This window comes from Paenibacillus periandrae (assembly GCF_022458865.1).
GTDB classification, from domain to species: Bacteria; Bacillota; Bacilli; order Paenibacillales; family NBRC-103111; genus Paenibacillus_S; species Paenibacillus_S periandrae.
Genome location: NZ_JAJNMU010000008.1, coordinates 24,419 through 42,753 on the forward strand (window position 1 = coordinate 24,419; position 18,335 = coordinate 42,753).

General features: G+C 38.1%; 16 protein-coding genes. 3 read left to right on the top strand and 13 right to left on the bottom strand.

Features of this window, described 5'->3' with window-relative positions; genetic code table 11:
- Nucleotides 1-5: 5 nt before the first annotated feature.
- The 13 genes from LRL21_RS14380 to LRL21_RS14440 form a co-directional block, all read right to left on the bottom strand.
- On the bottom strand, nt 6-488 hold the full coding sequence (locus LRL21_RS14380; RefSeq protein WP_240416482.1) for a hypothetical protein: 483 nt from the start codon (nt 486-488) through the stop codon (nt 6-8).
- On the bottom strand, nt 485-898 hold the full coding sequence (locus LRL21_RS14385; protein WP_240416483.1) for a hypothetical protein: 414 nt from the start codon (nt 896-898) through the stop codon (nt 485-487). Before LRL21_RS14385 ends, LRL21_RS14380 begins: the two co-directional genes overlap by 4 nt.
- A 110-nt stretch (nt 899-1,008) precedes the next feature.
- On the bottom strand, nt 1,009-1,161 hold the full coding sequence (locus LRL21_RS14390; RefSeq protein WP_240416484.1) for a hypothetical protein: 153 nt from the start codon (nt 1,159-1,161) through the stop codon (nt 1,009-1,011).
- A gap of 12 nt (nt 1,162-1,173) precedes the next feature.
- On the bottom strand, nt 1,174-2,058 hold the full coding sequence (locus tag LRL21_RS14395; RefSeq protein WP_240416485.1) for a hypothetical protein: 885 nt from the start codon (nt 2,056-2,058) through the stop codon (nt 1,174-1,176).
- A gap of 17 nt (nt 2,059-2,075) precedes the next feature.
- Nucleotides 2,076-2,837: a hypothetical protein gene (locus tag LRL21_RS14400; protein WP_240416486.1), complete on the bottom strand. Its 762-nt coding sequence runs from the start codon at nt 2,835-2,837 to the stop codon at nt 2,076-2,078.
- 215 nt (nt 2,838-3,052) lie between these two features.
- The gene (locus LRL21_RS14405) at nt 3,053-4,534 is read right to left on the bottom strand and encodes a CpaF/VirB11 family protein (RefSeq protein WP_240416487.1); all 1,482 of its coding nucleotides are present in this window, start codon (nt 4,532-4,534) and stop codon (nt 3,053-3,055) included.
- Between the two features lie 590 nt (nt 4,535-5,124).
- Nucleotides 5,125-5,286 (bottom strand): hypothetical protein, encoded by a 162-nt coding sequence (locus tag LRL21_RS14410; protein ID WP_240416488.1) that lies wholly within the window; start codon nt 5,284-5,286, stop codon nt 5,125-5,127.
- A gap of 258 nt (nt 5,287-5,544) precedes the next feature.
- The gene (locus LRL21_RS14415; RefSeq protein WP_240416489.1) at nt 5,545-6,720 is read right to left on the bottom strand and encodes a CpaE/TadZ family protein; all 1,176 of its coding nucleotides are present in this window, start codon (nt 6,718-6,720) and stop codon (nt 5,545-5,547) included.
- The gene (locus tag LRL21_RS14420; RefSeq protein ID WP_240416490.1) at nt 6,698-7,444 is read right to left on the bottom strand and encodes an SAF domain-containing protein; all 747 of its coding nucleotides are present in this window, start codon (nt 7,442-7,444) and stop codon (nt 6,698-6,700) included. The genes LRL21_RS14415 and LRL21_RS14420 overlap by 23 nt, the downstream gene beginning before the upstream one ends.
- 713 nt (nt 7,445-8,157) lie before the next feature.
- Nucleotides 8,158-13,272: an RCC1 domain-containing protein gene (locus tag LRL21_RS14425; protein WP_240416491.1), complete on the bottom strand. Its 5,115-nt coding sequence runs from the start codon at nt 13,270-13,272 to the stop codon at nt 8,158-8,160.
- A 192-nt stretch (nt 13,273-13,464) separates the two neighbouring features.
- Nucleotides 13,465-14,109 carry a hypothetical protein gene (locus tag LRL21_RS14430; protein ID WP_240416492.1) on the bottom strand — a complete coding sequence of 215 codons (645 nt, stop codon included), beginning with the start codon at nt 14,107-14,109 and terminating at the stop codon, nt 13,465-13,467.
- A gap of 178 nt (nt 14,110-14,287) precedes the next feature.
- Nucleotides 14,288-15,877: a stalk domain-containing protein gene (locus tag LRL21_RS14435; RefSeq protein ID WP_240416493.1), complete on the bottom strand. Its 1,590-nt coding sequence runs from the start codon at nt 15,875-15,877 to the stop codon at nt 14,288-14,290.
- A 229-nt stretch (nt 15,878-16,106) separates the two neighbouring features.
- Nucleotides 16,107-16,343: a hypothetical protein gene (locus LRL21_RS14440; RefSeq protein WP_240416494.1), complete on the bottom strand. Its 237-nt coding sequence runs from the start codon at nt 16,341-16,343 to the stop codon at nt 16,107-16,109.
- An 83-nt stretch (nt 16,344-16,426) separates the two neighbouring features.
- On the opposite strand from LRL21_RS14440, the gene LRL21_RS14445 reads away from it, so the two are divergent.
- The 3 genes from LRL21_RS14445 (at nt 16,427) to LRL21_RS14455 (ending at nt 18,272) form a co-directional block, all read left to right on the top strand.
- The gene (locus LRL21_RS14445; RefSeq protein ID WP_240416495.1) at nt 16,427-16,840 is read left to right on the top strand and encodes a zinc ribbon domain-containing protein; all 414 of its coding nucleotides are present in this window, start codon (nt 16,427-16,429) and stop codon (nt 16,838-16,840) included.
- Nucleotides 16,841-16,971: 131 nt separating this feature from the next.
- Nucleotides 16,972-17,778, top strand: a complete 807-nt coding sequence (locus LRL21_RS14450; RefSeq protein ID WP_240416496.1) for a hypothetical protein — start codon at nt 16,972-16,974, stop codon at nt 17,776-17,778.
- Between the two features lie 23 nt (nt 17,779-17,801).
- The gene (locus LRL21_RS14455) at nt 17,802-18,272 is read left to right on the top strand and encodes a hypothetical protein (protein ID WP_240416497.1); all 471 of its coding nucleotides are present in this window, start codon (nt 17,802-17,804) and stop codon (nt 18,270-18,272) included.
- Nucleotides 18,273-18,335 lie beyond the last annotated feature (63 nt).

Genomic DNA, 18,335 nt, shown 5'->3' on the forward strand with positions numbered 1-18,335 from the left:
TTGGATTAACGTTCTTTCCATTCATGAGCAGCAGTTCTAAAGAGTCTTGGTGGAGTAACAATCGAATATCGTGGCTTACCTACCATAATCGTTATGACAACAGACGGATCTCCTATTGCCATGGAAAAGTAACCAGAACTGTGATTATACAAAATGGGGTATGAAGAATTAGAATCATCAAAAAATTGAATGTTATAGGTCACTTTATCAATCCAATAACTTCCTGGCATCGGTATGAAATTATTATCAAGATTTAAACCTTTTCGTATCACATATTCTGCCGCTTTGATTCCCTCAGATTGATTAAAAACCATACTTCCATTTGAATAAGCTATCGAATCATGATACTGGGTGGCCGCAGCCGCAGCTTCCTCGGCTATATATTTGAGCTTTATATATTGACGTTCAGCCCTATTATATTCATCTTGGATATTTAAGAAAGTCATATTTAGTAAAAACAAACTCATCCATAAGATAAAAATTTTCATGGAGCTAGTACCTCACTCGGAGCAGATCCTCGAACTGGGTACATATTTTGATTTTGAGTGTTAGTAAATCCAAAATAACTAGCCATTGCAATAATTTCACTGATTGGAATCTGGACATCATAGTCGATCATTTCTCGTTGGTCGAAAGCGTTAAACCGGTATTTAGGTGATGTTGTAACATTCACAACGATTTTACTTAAGTCAACATTACAGCGTAATGATAATTCATTTTTCATAGAATCAATATTACTTGGAGTAAAATATCCCTCCGTTCTTGCTTGCTGCACATGTTTGTGGACAATTTCTATAGCATTATCCATTCTGTTATGATTGGCTTGGTTCAGTGTATATTGGGCGATTGGGTAGAAAACCAGAATTATCATTGAAAAAGCTATAATAAATTTTGCCACTGAATCACCTACTTTGTATGTATGGAAGACTACTAAACTCCCTTCCCATCTAACCACGGTAAATTTATTAGCATACCGTGGTTATCTTAGGAGAGGCGTTTGACCCAAAGTTAATTCTTTTCTACATCCGCAAGTTTTAACATCTGCTTATCGGCAACCCGTGTTGTTTGCGTTGTTGCTGTATCCGCATCCCCGTTAATATAGTTGTAAGATAGAAAGCTCCCCAGGATAACAAATGCTGCTACAATAATAAATTCTTTCATTTTCATTTCTCCTTATTGATTGATTAGTTCGAAACCTTTTAATAAATCCATTAAGAAACCTAAAACTAAAAAATTAGTTAATACAGCTAAAAGAGAAATAATAACAACAGCGTAAATCAGATGACTCTTATACTGATTTTGTTTCAGTTTTTCCGTTTGACGCTTTTGTTTGAAGTCCTCTTGAAATAGTATTAATTGGTTTTTCAATTCAACAGGGTTTAATCCGTCCAGTTTCTCAAATAAACTCCCAATCTCCTGCGCATGATCAGTATCCATAGCTTCAATAAAATACTTACAAGCTTCTTCTTTCTGGCCCATAGTCCACATCATGAGCATTCGATTAAAAATAGGTTTCGTTATCTTTGTAAATTTGTTTAACTGCTCTAAGATGTAAAGTGAACCTGGTGGTCTTTCTTTTTTAATAATAATTAAATTTTTTAATTGAGAAACTGCACGATATACCTCTAAATTCTTTTTGTACTTAAACCTCGCACCTAAGATATCCATTAAGTATTTAAAGGGAGTCTTTCTCTTGAAAATATACAGAGTTGGACTTGATATTAAAAACAAAATTGTGACGAATATCAAAGACGAGGTCATATCGCCCCCTTTCATTGTTTTAGTTACGATATTACTAAATAGCAAGAGAAATATGAGCAGATATCTTATTGTTTGATACTGTATTGAACTTATTGCTAATCCAGATACAGAAAAAATTTTATTAACCTCATTATCTCTAAACCGTTTATTAACAATTTGCTGCACCTGGGTATACCGCCCTTTTTTTGTTTGGACTCTACCCGTTGAAAAAACGGCTTTTGTTTTCCAAAACAGATAAATACCTAATAATGACAAGATAAAAATAGTGGTGAAGTAGGCAGCTTGTAAGTGCAGCAAAGATGGCCCTCCGTTCTTTAAAAGTCGTTTTTAGGCCTACGAATAAAGTAATAAATAATGAAATTTCCTGAAATACATACCAACGTGTAAACGAAATATTGTAACCCTTGTGGGTCATAAAACTGATAACTAATAAATTTCTTGGTTGAAAATCCCAAGTAATGAATCAGTCCATACACGCTAAGCACGTAAGCTATGGGAGCAACATACTTAATGATAAGAAACGTTTCAGAGTTGTTTTGTTTATTCGTTTCGTTTACAGTCTTAAGGGCAATCAGCTCATTAAGGATATCTTCTAGCCCTTCCCTAACATCATCTCGATATGCTATAGCTTGATAAATATTGTTTGATAAAAGAATGGCCCATTCAGTACCCACCGAGAAAGCAAATTCTTTAACGATATCTTCTAATTCCGTTTGGTTTCTGCATTCTTTTATGTCAAGGCTTAACCTAAACAGCGCTTTTCTTGTGTAGAGATTTCGTGGCAGACGTATTATGGTTTGATCTATGGCTTCTACCATATTGAGATAATTGAGCTTGTACTGGCTTATTAATTCAGTGACAAGCGTGTCAGCCTCATAGCTGCTATTAACATGTATGGCACGAAGTTTAATGAGTAAAATGAGATATGGAGCCCCTGCGGCTATGGAACACGTGAGAATACTTGTTAAGACCGTCTGTGAGCTTCGAATACAAAATAATAATGAAAAGAATGCAAGGACTCCTGAGATAAGGAAAAAAGTGTAAAGAGCTTGTTCCGATCTTATGTTTAATGCCACACGTATTGTTCGTTCAAGATGAATAATTAACCGACTTTTCCTGTGCGTCTTCGAACTATCTTCTCTTTGTACTCCTTTAAACCGTCCATAAGTACGTCCTTTACGTACAGATGGTAAAATCATGGAGGATATGACCATCCATCCAGCTACCAGTATGATGGAATAAATAACGTATCTAGCTAGTTCTTCAATTGTCGAGAATAACACGCCTTCACCTACTTGCTGAGTAGTAATTTAATATATGGCAGTTCAGTAACGGTTTCACCCTCTATGGGGTTTTCAAGTGCTAGACGTTTGAGTTCCGTTTGCACTATTTCAAAAGCTTCATAGTTTTCCATTTCGGCAATGTTAATTTTATCTTGACCAATATCGTATTTATAACTCCATGAATCACTCTTAAAGTTATACTTGCATATCTGATGAATCGAGATTTGAAGCGACAGAGGATTGTACCTAATTTCATAAATACCCTTAAGCCTTTTCTTTGATTTATCCTTGAGCTGAATAAACTCAAATAAAAAATGTACATTTTTGGCAATTTTTATCGTGTTTGCGAAAACGTCCCCACCAAACTCTTGTACAATCCCATTTGCAGCATCATAACAAAAATCAACGGGGTCGGATGTATGATAAGTAAATTTCACCCTTCTCGTTCCACGGTTTGTTGCTTCAACTACTATACTCATGGCAACAGCATCCCGAGCTTCTGCCATAATCAGATAATCGCCGTCAGCACGAAGCAGTCTTTTTATGATCTTTCTTAATCTATGGCCATCTGCGACGATTTGCATAATTGGTGCTTTAGGCATCAATACATGTAATGGGATTTCAGGATCTGTTTCGATTTGGATCCCTTCCAAAGTTTCATCTTCATAACTTTGCCAGGTTTCCAAGAAGGTTGTTTTTCCCACTCTTACAGGTCCTATAAATCCAACATTGAATCCGACAATGGCCCATGCTTCAAGTGCGGGCACTATATCATAGGGGATTGTTCCTCGCATAGCCTGTTCTTTAAAGTTAAATTGTCCAATGATATATTTCCTGAAGATGATCGTGGGCTCTTTGGATAAGCCATCTTCTCCGTCTGCAAAAATAGCTATTCTTGTTCCATCGAGCATGTAGACCTCTGCATTTCCATCATCCAACCTTTTCTCAGGTGTTTGTAACATGAGCGCTGTAATTAACTGATTTATCCGGTCCCTGGAAATCGTTTGTTCTTGGAGGGCCATTTCGCCGTTAATTAAAAAATAAATGCGCGACCCAATGATTTTACAAGAGGTACTATCTTTCATTTTAATTTTCCATTCCATAATACCGGCTAGTCCCCAGTTTTCATGGAATATGGCTGATTTAAGATCCTCGAACCAATCAGGGAACCATTCACTAGATGCATTGTTCTTTTTTAGATATTCTTCAATTTTCGTTTTAAAATAATTAACTTCTTTCGTGTGTCCGATGATAGCTCTTTTTTGTTGGTAGAGAAATTGGTTAGTTAGATCGGTTTCTGCAGAACCAGTCCCAATACCATCTAACATTTCCATTTTTATAACATTCTTAACATCCGAGCAAATTTCATAAAATCTTTCCAATCGATTAAAAACTGCATTCTGTTTTCGAGACGTATCCGTACTGTCTTTCTGGATACCTTGCATATATTCATCCAAATTAAATGGTTTTTTAGTGCCAACATCGATCATCTGTATGTCTCCTTCTGAAATAGCTGCCTTGCAAACCCAGACATTTTAATTTCTTATACCTGCAATGTGGCAGCTAGGGCAATTTGCAAAGATTACCATTTTCTTTCATCATTTATTGCAGATGATTTTGGCGTCTGATGTTTGACTTCAAAATCTCAAATCTTGTAACCAACCCTTGGGGTGGGTTATATGGAACGTGAAATTTAAATTCTTAGTTACACGGGTTGTTGCTGCAACTATAATTTTCATGGTATCCGCATCTCTTGTTTCTGTCATAATCAGATAATCGGCGTCAGTACGAAGGAGGCTTTTTATGCGGTTTCCATTCATGACAGTTTTCATAACCTTAAATTTGTGACCCAAAACCTCAAGATCCATCTAACGACACCTACCTCACCATTTTGAATTATCTTCATAGTATCAGTCTTTTTCTTGATTATCTTTAAAAATCTGATCAGTATCGTACCCTTATTAAAATAAGATCTGCACCAGGCATACCTTGATGAAGAGAATCAAGAAACACACTCAGCTCATGATGCTGATCCCTATCGTAAAAGCAGCGGTACAGCTGATTGCCTTTCGCCACATACTTAATGTCGCACACTGTTCAATTGGGCCAGTGCTTTCAAAGCTTCTGATTTCGCCATCAACACTTGACCAATCTGATCATTATGAACTAAGTGAGAATAGCTCTTAAGATATTTATCACACTGTTCTAGATGAGCAATGATTAGCTTTTTTGTTTCTTCCATATTACCTGTACACCTCCCTAAAACACCAACTCGGGATCGTTTCGGTTGACAGAACCTGCAAATCTTTTATCACGACCGTATAGTATTTTCGATGTATTGTTTTCACTTCAAACTCCCTGGTATTTTAGGTATCACTACATGTGAGTTGAATTTCTGGGCCTGTTTCAATTTGCATCTCCTCCAATAATCCATCTACAACGCATTGCCACGATTCCAAAAAAGTTGTTTTTGCCGTTCTTGTATGATCTCCAGAATCTATCATCCCGTATGTTTCCTCCCGAATAACTGGTTCATAAACCCAGGTTTTTTCTTTTCAAGTTGTCGATATTCAACTTTCAATTGTGTAGCTATCAATCGAGCTGTGAGTTCAATTTGTTCGGTAAAGTCTACTTCGTTAAAATGGAGTAATGTTTTACGATCTACCTCGGCTTGCCAACCCATAAACTCTAAATGTGGAGGCGTTGCAGCCAATGTCATTTTGTAAAGATCAGCCATTTGTTTTCCGTCATACATTGAAGAATCTTTTAAGAATTTATTAATAATGATCATGAAATCTGTCGTCTTTAGCTGTAGAGATTTGAAAATCTGGCTTTGAACCTGTTCAAATTTTATTCGCGGTTTTTCCTGCTGGGTAGTGACTAAGTATTTGTGGTTTGCCGCTCTTAAAACACCGATAGTCAACCCTAAATTATAACTTGCCCCAGCATCGATGATAATAATGTCAAATATCTTGGAGCCCAGATCCAGTAGTTGTTCAACATGCTCTGGATGAAAATGACGCATATCTGGTAAGTAGCGCGGAGCCTGTAAGATATATAAGTTGTTTCTCTTAATGCAAGTTTGGAGCAACTTATCAGGGGATAACACATTACTCCACAGTTCAGCTTTAATTTCATCAATACTAATATCTTCATCCTCACGAAGTTTCACATAGTAAGGACCCATTGAGTCATTCAGAATATAGAGCCCAATCTTATATTCAGTATTTTGTGCTATTATTTCAGCTACAGATTGGCTAACCATCGAAGTACCTACATCCCCTGCTGCACCAAAAAAGGCAACAACTTTACTATTTTTCCTTCCCATTTCGGGATACAGATGGTTCGATACGAATTGGATAATTTGATTTATCGTCATTTTGGGCGGAATGACTGTAATGTTTCTAGCCTCGCATATATTGGCAATTAATTCATTGGGTGTATCGCCTTCTTGATCGGTTAGCATATAAAAAACTTTTTTATTGGTAAATTGCTTTGTATAACGACCATATAAATCTGAAAGCGTGTTGTGACTGATTAATAAACTGCTAATGACCAACGTATCTGCATCAAGGGCATCTTCTAAATTTGCTGATATGGTTACTTCCTCGAAATAACCAAGATTCCGCAATGGATCCAACAAATCAATATTATTACTTACTATTTTTACTTTCATTAATGGCACTCCCTCCATCGTTATATCCAATAATAAATTTACTTCCTTTACTTACAATGGCTGATAGCAAATCCATATCCTCTTTAGTTGCTATAATTTCAAGATCCTTAATGGTTGAATTAGCATCGATGCGATCAACAGGACTGGTTGATACAACTTCTCGGTTTGCACTGTCTTTTACATAGCTAACAACAGCTGTATAGATACTGACGTTTCTACCTTGTAGCTTGTTTTTCTCATCTTGGATTTGGGTAATAAGAACCTGCCTTTTTTCAGTATCTTCGGATACTTTACTTGTTGCATCGATCTGAATTTTTTTATCTTTATCTTTAATATTCATAGATTCAGCATCAATTTCATAGAATACAATTTGGTCCTTTCTTCGTAACGAATTCGGGATGGAATATATCCATTCGTTGGGTATCTTCCAGTTCATATGCTTCTCATCCGTTAACAAGTCAGGCGATTCGAAAAAATGTACATCTAACTGTATATTTTTTGGGATAAACTGCTTCGCCTCTAAACCAATTATTTTTTTTTGTTCTTTAATATAATTGTCAATAAGCTGATCCTTCTCGTACTTAACCGTTGTGAACATATCATCCTTAATTAATTCACCACGTTTGATATCATTTTTAAAAACAGGTACATCCACATAAAAAGCTCGTTGTCTTCCGTCGACTTCCCACCACCACATAGCAAGAGCTAATGAAACGATGATCATTATACCCAGGATCGGGATCAAGAATCCGACGTACTTTTTAATTTTTACTTGAAAATTTTTCGAACTTAACCTCGAACTAAACACTTTCATCACTCCAATTTTAAAACGGTTATGTATCGATGCAATTTTGATAAAATTTCACATGACCCTAACAGCACAAAATTTTATTTCGACATATCGAGAACACTTGGATCACTGATGCCAATCATACTATGATGTTTTCAAAGAGCATTCTTTCATTTTTCATAGCATCAAATTAGACAAAAAAGCACCCCAAACAAAGGCCGCTAAGCCTTAGTTTGAGGTGCTCCCTCAATTACAAGTATATGTAAGTATGATTATATTATACTTTTTTCTATCTACTGTGTAAACGGTAATCTAATCGAGGCTGTGATAGAGTTCTTCAATTTAAATGTCATATCATTATTATATATGACTAACTATCACTTCGAGAAACAACGATCAATGTACTGATAATATATGAGACGAGTATCCGTCTTTCTTATGGAAGAATTTGATCCAGTACTATATTTACCATCTAAAATCCAACAGAATCTTCACCTAATCATAATTGATTACCCTATAGGAAATTAACAACATTTTATCTGCATAATATGGATATCTTATTTACAGCTTACTCTATTCACTCAAAAAATAAGAGGTTTAGGCATCAACTTACAACACCTAAACCTCTTGAAATAATCACGCTTTTATTACTTAGACGGATACAAGACTCTTTCTAGTAATGCCGCAGTTTCTGCACGAGAACCATTACTGGTTGAATCAATAGTACTCTCAGTTCTTCCCATCATTATATTATTCTTGTACAACAACTTAACATGACTAACAGCCCACTCGGAAATGGAGTTTTTGTCTACGAATTTGCTCAATATCTCAGAATCGGAGGAATCCAACTGGATCAAAGCTTTTCGCTTTTCAAACGCTCTAGAGACTATAGTTGCCATCTCTTGACGAGTGATTAAGGCGCCAGGATTAAACCTATCAGTAGAAACCCCTTCAACAATACCATTAACCTGCGCTGTTATTACCCAAGGGGAGAACCAGTCATCTGATTTAACGTCCCCGAAGATATCCCTAAACTCCGATATATCCAAGCAAAGAGCTTTCACAACAAGAGTAGTAAACTCTGCTCTAGTGATGTTTGAGTCTGGACGAAAAGTGGAATCCGGATAACCATCTATTATTCCCTTAGTAACAAGTTTCGTAATATGGGAATTAGACCAGTGACCGTTAGTGTCTAATAAAGCAGAAGAGAGTGCTAGATCCTCCCTAGAGCAAGAATGTTTATACACCGAAGTATCGAAAATATTACCAACATAACCTAAATCCTTTGTTGTTGGTTGAGGTGTGGTACCTGGATCGGTCACAGGTGCAGGTGCGGCTGCAGGGTCTGCTAAACCTGAACCGCCACCGCCACCAGAACCTCCACCATACGAACCTCCAGAAGAGCCACCAGAACTGCCACCACCTGTCGTTGGAGGTGCTGTAGGAGTAGGTTCTGTAACCGTACCATCAATGAATAATGGAGGAGTAGTTGAGGTAGTACCATCAGCATTTTTAACTACGGCAGTTAATTTATAATTAACTGGACCAACAGCTAAGCCTTCCTCAACAAAAGGCAATTTTCCGTTGGTAATTGATACATTACCTAAGTCTTTTGTTTCTCCTGTTACTGCATTATCATACGTTCTATGATAAGTCCCATCATCATTGAGAATGTAAGCCCAATGGGGGTTACGATTCCAGTGATATTCAATTGCTCCAGTGATTACTTCAAAGTCAATTGTAATTTTACCTGCAGCCATTTGAGGTTCTGAAACAACAATCGCTGGAGCTGCCGGGGTAGTTGCAGATAAAGAAACTGGTGTACTCATCCCATAATCATTCTTAGCATATAGCAAATAATCATAATAAGTCGAAGCTGTGACTGTTTGGTCCTTAAATACAGATGGAATTCCCTCATAAACTTTCTTCGTTGATTCGCGCATCATCATATAAGTTGATGCACCAGAAGACACGTCCCAAGACATAGTCAAAGCATCAAAATAATTAGATACCAAACGAAAATTAGTTGGTGGGGCCGGAGGGTCTCCTAAAGTCTTAAAGGTCGTAGCTATGGGTATTGCTTCTCCTGCGCTGTTCTTCGCAACTAAGGTATACTCGTAGGTAGTCTCCTTAGATAATCCAGTAAGATCTAAATAGGTATTAGATGTAACTGTAGAGCTTCCACCAAGAGGAGACACTGAATACGAATCTGCTCTAGTTACAACATTCCATTCCAATCTGGCACTAGTTTTGGTTACGTTAATTGCCCTAAAGTTAATCAATATTGGATTACTAATATCAGGTTTCGCAGCAGCTGCAGCACCCCTATTGATTAAAAAAGTATAAACTTTCGTTGTCCCATTTTGAGCCTGTACTTGAACAATAACGGTGTTTATTCCAGAAATCAACGGCAATGGACCTAAATTAATCCCACTAGTTGCTGGTAATCCATTCACAGTAATAGATGCATTAACATCACTCTTAAAAGCAAGTACTGAAAAAGTTTCGACTGCTTCCGGAGCATTAATAACATAGGAAGTCACTGAAGGTGAGAAAGAAGGAGATACAGATAATCCTCCAAAAGAAACTGAAATTAAATTAGTGTTTGATGATTCGCCCGCACGAGTAATGGTATGAATGTAATTCTTCACCGTTCCATCCTGAGCTGTGACAGCTATAGTAAAAGTGTTTGCCCCATTATCCAAGGGGAAATAGTTGGAGGTAATATTTGCTGAAACAGGTATTCCATTAATTTCTATAGTAGAATAAATGCTATAAGAGCCTACAGTAAAACGCACTCTGTCCACCGAGTTGGAAACAGATGAAGCGTAAGAAGTAGTATTACGGTTAAATGTTGGACTAATAGACATTCCTTCTGCAAAAATAGAAGACAAATCAGCAACATTTGACAATGTTTTAATTACTGTGACACTATAATTCTTTATCGTCCCAGCTGCAGAAGTTACTGAAACTGTGATCACATTCGGACCCGCAACCAACGCAATTGGAGCTGAAGCTACCCCAGATGCTTGTGGGTTATTCCCTATCTTTATTGAAGAACCTGCATCTTCCACTACAGCAGTAACAGTGACTGAATTAGCAGAAGTAGAACTAGTTGAGGAATATCCTACCGTTGTCTTTGAAAATGTTGGAGATAGTGTCACCCCAGAAACATTAAGACTAGTCAAATTATTAATTGTCGATAAGGTTGGAGTTCCTCCTCCACTACCCCCTGTTCCACCGCTTCCAGCATTTACGGTCCCAGAACCTGTTCCAGGAGTTATTGTAAGTAATTTAGCACTACTGCTGGTAGTGGAATTCGAGGCTATTACCGCATATGTGTAAGTTACTCCCGGTGTGACTGTCGTATCATTAAAGCTTGTTCCAGACCCTGTTGTGATCAACACACCATTTCTAATTATTTGATAGGAACTTGCAAGGGGTACAGTCGTCCATGATAATGCTACACTTGTATTGTTATCTGTAGCAGAAAATTCAGCAGGTGCTGATAAGCTAGTGCCTGCACCACTTCCACCTGAATTTAAATCTCCTGATAATGCGGTCGGGTTTCCGGTAGAAGTTGTCGTACCATTCCCTAATTGACCAAACCCATTATCTCCCCAGGACCAAACTTTCCCATCACCAGTTAGAGCAATACTAAACGAGCTCCCTGCAACAACATCAACAACATCAGAGATCCCTTGGACTCTTGTAAGTGCATTTTGGTTTGCAGTATTTCCATTGCCCAACTGACCATACCCATTATTACCAGAAGCCCAAACAGTTCCATCAGAACGTATAGCTAGTTCATGCAACACACCTAATGAAATCTTAGTGCTGTCGACTATAGTTGATAGTGTAGGTACATTGGGGCTAGTAGATAACCCCCCGAGTTCTCCATAGTTGTTCGCCCCCCACCCATACACCGATCCATCAGAGCCAAGAGACATAGTATGATTAGATGATACTGATATTTGTGCGACTCTCGATATACTTCCCGATCTAGTAGGTGATGTCTTATCTACAGTAGTACCATCCCCTACCTGTCCATACGAATTGAAACCCCACGAATATACTGTCCCATCCAACTTAATCGCAGCAGTGTGATAGAGGCCTCCTTTAGCAGTCTTAACTGCTGTTAAACTTGGAACTTTTATCGGTGATGATTTACTTGAAGTACTGCCATCTCCTAATTGTCCGTGGGAATTATCCCCCCAAGAAAATAAAGAACCATCAGGTTGAACAGCTAAAGAATGATATGCACCTGCTCCAATATCAACTACGTTGGTTAAAGATGAGATTTGTATCGGACTATTCCGTTGAATCTTGGTCCCATCACCTAGTTGTCCAAAGGAATTATCTCCCCACGCCCAGACAGTTCCATCATTTTTCAGAGCTAGATTGAAATTATAACCTGCCACTATTCGAATAATTCCGGTTAAGGAAGGGACCTGCATAGGTACAGAACTATTTGAGGTAGTACCATTTCCTAGTTGACCGTTATTATTTCTACCCCAAGCCCAAACAGTTCCGTTAGTCTTTAGGAGTAACCCGTGTGAGTACCCAGCCGCAATATCCCCAGTTGAGGAAATCTCAGGGATATCTTGGTTTATCCAAGCAGTACTAATAACTGGAGTAGGTTTGGCATTTGTGGTACCATCACCTATCTGACCAGAGGAATTATAAGGACCCCAACCCCAGAGTGATGTTCCGTCTAAGCTAAGAACCAGAAAATAGTCCCCACTTATACCAGCAGAAGCTGTTCTTGCTGTAGGAACAGAAGATAGTATTCCAGGAGATAGTTTCTCAGATCCAGCAGGATCTGCTACATATGTACCCCAATTATATACAGTCCCATCTGTAGTCAAAGCTATTACACCGGTACCACCACCGTATATACTTGCCACATCGGATATCCCTGATAGTTTAACTGGAGAGGTCTTTACTACTTTTGTTCCATCCCCAATAGTGGAACTGGCAGGTCCCCAACCCCACACACTCCCGTCATTTTTAATTACATGCATAGACCCTGCATCCGTCGTTGCAAGAGCTTTTGTGCCGGATAAATTTGCAACTGCCGCGAAAGTGGTTTTAGCGGTGGTAGTTCCATCCCCCACATACTGTCCAGCTACTAGAACAGTTCCATCACTTTTCAATAAAAAAGTGGCATTACTTGCTGCTGTTACTTGGATAATTCCTGATACTCCCGGAACAACTTGAGTAGGTATTAGGTTATTTGAAGTACTCCCATTACCAAGTTGCCCTGAAAAATTATATCCCCATACCCAGACTGTGCCGTCCTTTTTTAAAACTACTGCATTATTACCGTTGGAAGAAATACTTTTTACATTATCAACCAGAGTTGATTTAGTAGGGATTGTACTTGACACACTAGTGTTACCATTTCCCAGCTGGCCTAAGTTATTAGCTCCCCAACTCCAAAGAGAGCCATCAGCCTCGACCGCATAACTAGTTGATCCAGCTGCAACTACGGAAACTACATTTTTAGGTCCTTTAACTTGAACATTACCCATAGTTGAAGTTGGAACCTCTCCACCTAATTGTCTCGATCCGTCACCACCCCAGGTAACAACTGTCCCATCTGACTTAAGAGCGATAGAGTGATAACTTCCGCTAGAGATCGCTGTTAAAGTGGGAATAACTGCCGCAGCTTTAGCCTTACTTGGCAAAACTCCAACCACCAAGCTTAAAAACATAATAATTGATAATACCATTGAAATATCCTTCTTTAACTTGCCCATGTTTCTCCGTCCTCCATTTACAATAAGTCTACGTATCGTCTGATATTTTAAATAAATGTCATCAAAATAATTTATTTGTGGGAAACCACTTGGTCACCCTAGTGCCACCTTTGTTGGTTACCTATCGCTTAAAGATCATAAACTTTTAATACCCGAAGATAATACACCTCCTTAACAGTAATACATACAACCTTAATCCCTTTCCCACAAATTTGAGGTGGGATATACACGATCCTCATTTATGGTTACTTCAACGTGATATTTACGTTGCGATAGATTTATTTCTTTTAATATTCTATTAAGTTCAGCAACAAGTTCCCATGATTCCATTAGCCCCTTGATCTGGAAATATAACACATTCGCGTCATCAGCCACTAAATCACTTAGAGACAACCAAGACTCTTCTTCTTGCTCAATAACTGTTCGACCCGATTGTTCATTTGAATGGGATGTATCCATACAAGATTCATCATCATCTGTTTCAATCATAGGGATATCCATCTCATTTAGAACGAAATTCAATTCATCAATGGTACCAACGGACCACGCATTGAAAATATCTTCTAAAAAAAATCTCTCCTGCCATTCAGACCAACACCGTAAACGGACATCAATCGGTAGGTGTTTTAGTTGCTCTATGGAGATGACTGTTTCATAAATATTATAGCTTGGCTTGTTCTCACATTGCGTATACTCCATCTGCTGTTTTTTTGACATGAAGGAATAGGCAGTTACCATCCCTCTTCTCCTGCCCTTGACTCTCGCAAAAGCTCCATTGGCAGCTCGCTTCTTTGACTTACTATCGTCGGAAAATACCTTACCTATATCTTCAGACAACTTTATCCCTCCTTCAAACCGCATATGTTTCGCGTAGGAAAGACAGAGTCAAGGCACCCGCAGACTTTCCACAATGTTACAATAACTTCAGTTATACCAAACTTTCGTCTGAACATCGAAGTAATATAAACTACATTGAAATGTTTGATTATTCCTCACTTTACATTATGAGATTAAATCATTTATCGTTTGCTTTTAGCGCATTTCGGAGTGCGTCCTGAGCTTTTTTTACATCAGATTTCAAATTGTTTTGTATTTTCTTTAGCTCATCTTTTGATATAATCTGAACAACACCACTTTTTATCGATTCTAATAGCGATGATCCAAGATTAATTACTCGGTCCGATAATTGATCAATGGTCTTGGTATCAAATTTCCCTAAAGCAATCATTGTTTGTATGTCTTGCCCTTCCTTGGCTACATTCGCATTCCCTGTAGACTCACCTAATTTTTGAAGCTCTGTCGCATTCCGTACCGTACTCTTCAGACTTTCATAATATTGCATGAGATACGGATAAACCTTTTTCGTTTTTTCTACTACAGTCAGGGCAGCACCCCAAGTTATTTCTCTTCCTTTCATGTCACTTTCTTCAAAAACTCCGAAATCAGCGAGTGTAAAACTGGTTTTTCCCCCATCCAAATTCAATGCCCGCTCCAGCCACTTAACTACATCTTCTGAGGTTACTATCTTTCCTGGTTCTAATTTTCCGTCCACAAGGTCATTCGCTGCAAGAATACCCTTTTCGAGAGCATAATCAACTATCTTTTGTACATCTTCATTTTGTAACACATTACTAACTGTTTTAGCTAAAAGGACATATCGAAACTTTGGAAACAAGGCTTCCAACAAGAGGTGAAGGAACACTTCTCTTGTTATGTATTCATTCATTTGAACATTCCCCATCGTAACCCCAAGACCTGCTACCTTTTGCTGAAGACTGGCTTGAGATATTCCATCTCCTATAGGAGTAACGTATGACCACACTCCACGATTCGCTTCTTTTGCTTTATTCTCTAAAATCGTAAACAGTTGCTTCCATGGATGTTCTTCCGCCTCCACAAGTCCGTACCCTCGTGCAATGAAAATAGCATTAATAAAAGTCCCATCCTCCAAAAATAAGTACCCCTTCAAGCGATTATAAGGATCTGTTCCGGACTCCATGGAAACATGGATGTATTTGCCCTGGAGTTGCTTTATTTCTTTGAGGGCCTTTTCTTTCATGTTGGGATTCACTTGAATACCAAGTAAAGTTATTTTCACCTTACTATCATTTACTGAAATGAGTATGGTTTGTTCGTCAATTACTTCAATTACCTTGACTCGATCCGTTTTCAACGAATCAATGGTGATCGTCCTTGTAAGCTCTTCCCATCCTACAAGTGAGCCAGCTGCTTCACTTACAAATCGGAGTGGTACAAGAGTTAGGTCATTTTGAAGAAATGGAGCAACGGGGAGATTCACTGTTGTCGTCTTATTTAACTGAGCTGTAGTTCTACCTATTTGAAGATTAATTTCTTGGCCATCACGAACTGCATGGATGATTTGTTCTTGGTTATTCCAATTCACCTCAAACCCTAAACGTTCAAATATGCCACGCATAGGTACCATCGTTGAACCGTCTGCAATTGTGGCGAACTTGCCAAAATCAAGATCATTACCATCCATATAGATGGAATTAACTCCTGAAGGGATTGAAGCTTTCGCAGTCCCACCCAACAACAACGAGAAAACCAGTACACCCGTCATTGCCTTTTGTACCATGCTCATACTCTTCCTCCAATTAGATACAATTTACATGTTATTTAGGATGAGAATCTTAATCCGTTTATTCCCCGCTTCCACGGCTAACTCGAATCCTTCAAATCGACTATTTCTTTTACTCTATTTTCTATAGCGTAACATATTAAAAATAATTCGAGAATCAAACCACAAGGAACGTGCACCATCATCTCTCCTTATTTCTCGAAACGAATGAACTACAGTAAACTATTTACAATCACATACTATATTTGAAAGGAGTGACCGCGTTGAAATTACCCATACCAAGCTTTCGTTTTCTTTCCGCCTCTCTATTCGTTATAAGTCTAGTACTCTTCACAACAGGATTCTTCGTTCCTTTAACAGGAACTATTCCATCTTTTTTACTCGGATCGGGTATTTCTGCTTTCATATCTTCTATTCTCTTGTTCTTTATCCAAGATATTAAAACAATCAAATCTTCGTCATAAATCATAAAAATGCTTTTCGGATTTATGATAGAAAGCAATGCTCATTTCAATCATTCCGAATGGAAAAATTGTAAAGGTTGGGGATTCCATGAGTAAAGTTGAACTAAGTAAAATTTGTCCCAAATGTAAAAGACTCAACCATCAAGATGATGCACGTTTTTGTATCATTTGTGGAGCTGAGCTAAAAAATGAACCGTTAAGAGAATTTTATTTGAGCCTTGGAGTTCCCGATAGAAAAATATCATTAGAACAAAACGATCCGTGTAAACTTTCTGGATTTTTTCCGTTCTTTCTACGAAAGATAGACCCATTCAATAATTTACTTCATGCAATTACATTGCATGATTACCCGAAAGGGACTCTGCTTTCTGTAGAAATACCAAAAAAATCACCAATAGCTGATAAATCGGAAGAGATTATTATGACGGATTCTCTTCTAGAAGGCTTAATCAGTCAGGGTTTTGAATGGCTTCATCATTCAGAAATGTCTACTATGTGGTAAATCGAAGTTTGCACTGGAAAATTGAATTACTTTATTACCTCATACAATTTGATTAGCCTCATCATGTCTCACGTCACATGTCGAGAATATGCTGATGAAAAATAATTTTTTTCAAAAAAGGGAGAGCTACAATGACTCATTCAGGTAAATTTGATATTACCCTCGGTACCAATATGATAACTGATACAAAAGTAGTTTTAAGCGAGGAAGGACGTTACTTACATGAAATCCTGGCTGTTCCAAAAACGAACAGTGATTCTGTGGTTGAGACTTTGCAGCGGGTTGAGCAAGATATTGAAAAACTCGCTTCAGGACAAGTAGCCGGAATTTTCATCCTATCGGAAACTGCCGAGGTTATTGAGGAGTTACTTCGTACTGCACGCAAACACGGAGTTGAACCTAAGAAAATATACGAGCTTACGCCATTGCTTTCACGTTTCGATGACCCGAACAAAACCAGTAACATCATTTCAAAAGTGATGAAAGATGGAGGGCTTGTTGTCGTTGAAGCCACTGATTCGATGGAACCATTTTTTAAAAATAGAATCATCCATCAGTTCCTTCAGCTGTTTTCAACAAGCACCTTTCAACGTCCAACAGAACAACGCATTCCTGTCTATTTAACCATTCAATCAAGTGCTGCATTTCAATCACAGGAAATGTTGAGAGTTTTTGCACTTGGCCGTTCATTCCATGTAGGCATCTGTCTTATCATTGATCTTTTTCAGGACTACAATCAAAACAAATTCGTCCTTCCCAATATTCGCAACTACACTGCCTATTACCATGAAGATCCTGCAGATCGAGAAATAATCGCTAAACTTCTCAGAGTTGAACCACATTTGCTTGGTAGTGATTATTTTAAACCTGGTACTGCTTACTGCAGGTACTACGAACCACATCAAGGCGTTAGAGAATGTATTTCCATTCAACCATAAATAACTTTAAAGGAGTAACACTAATGAAACATTCCACAATAATCGCGACATCGATTTTAACTTTTTTCATGGTTTTGACCAGTTCTGTTTTCGCTGCAACTGAGGAACCAACAAAAACCTTAAACCTAAGTTCTATATCTACAAACCAGACAGCTCAGATTGTTTCCACAGATGCATTTAATGGAATGCACATCCCTGCAGTTTTTGTAGATGAAACCCTCTATGTGAAGGCAGATAGTTCTGCTGGATTTACTGATGGTAGATGGAGCATGATACAGAGTGAAAACATAGAACGAGTCATCATCTCTTCAGATGTAACGGTATTTGTAGGCGAAAATGCCCGGATAGCTGCATATGGAGAACTTGTACCATTGAGTCCAGCTGTGATAGAACAAATGATAAAAGGATATTATCCTGTACGTTTAGTTTATGAGTTAGCTGGCTATCAAGTGTTGTATAATCAAACCTATCAGGATGTTTCAATCATTCAATAAGTTCCAGTTTTAGTTGTAGTAATGGAGCGAGACACTTTAATCAGAGGTGTCCGCTCTTTGCTA

Excerpts from the sequence above, each read along its gene's own strand:
- LRL21_RS14380 (WP_240416482.1), bottom strand. The coding sequence starts at position 488 with ATGAAAATTTTTATCTTATGGATGAGTTTGTTTTTACTAAATATGACT.
- LRL21_RS14390 (WP_240416484.1), bottom strand. The coding sequence starts at position 1,161 with ATGAAAGAATTTATTATTGTAGCAGCATTTGTTATCCTGGGGAGCTTT.
- LRL21_RS14450 (WP_240416496.1), top strand. The coding sequence starts at position 16,972 with ATGACTCATTCAGGTAAATTTGATATTACCCTCGGTACCAATATGATA.
- LRL21_RS14455 (WP_240416497.1), top strand. The coding sequence starts at position 17,802 with ATGAAACATTCCACAATAATCGCGACATCGATTTTAACTTTTTTCATG.
- LRL21_RS14440 (WP_240416494.1), bottom strand. The coding sequence starts at position 16,343 with ATGATTTATGACGAAGATTTGATTGTTTTAATATCTTGGATAAAGAAC.
- LRL21_RS14410 (WP_240416488.1), bottom strand. The coding sequence starts at position 5,286 with ATGGAAGAAACAAAAAAGCTAATCATTGCTCATCTAGAACAGTGTGAT.
- LRL21_RS14415 (WP_240416489.1), bottom strand. The coding sequence starts at position 6,720 with ATGAAAGTAAAAATAGTAAGTAATAATATTGATTTGTTGGATCCATTG.
- LRL21_RS14425 (WP_240416491.1), bottom strand. The coding sequence starts at position 13,272 with ATGGGCAAGTTAAAGAAGGATATTTCAATGGTATTATCAATTATTATG.
- LRL21_RS14445 (WP_240416495.1), top strand. The coding sequence starts at position 16,427 with ATGAGTAAAGTTGAACTAAGTAAAATTTGTCCCAAATGTAAAAGACTC.
- LRL21_RS14435 (WP_240416493.1), bottom strand. The coding sequence starts at position 15,877 with ATGAGCATGGTACAAAAGGCAATGACGGGTGTACTGGTTTTCTCGTTG.
- LRL21_RS14420 (WP_240416490.1), bottom strand. The coding sequence starts at position 7,444 with ATGATCATCGTTTCATTAGCTCTTGCTATGTGGTGGTGGGAAGTCGAC.
- LRL21_RS14405 (WP_240416487.1), bottom strand. The coding sequence starts at position 4,534 with ATGATCGATGTTGGCACTAAAAAACCATTTAATTTGGATGAATATATG.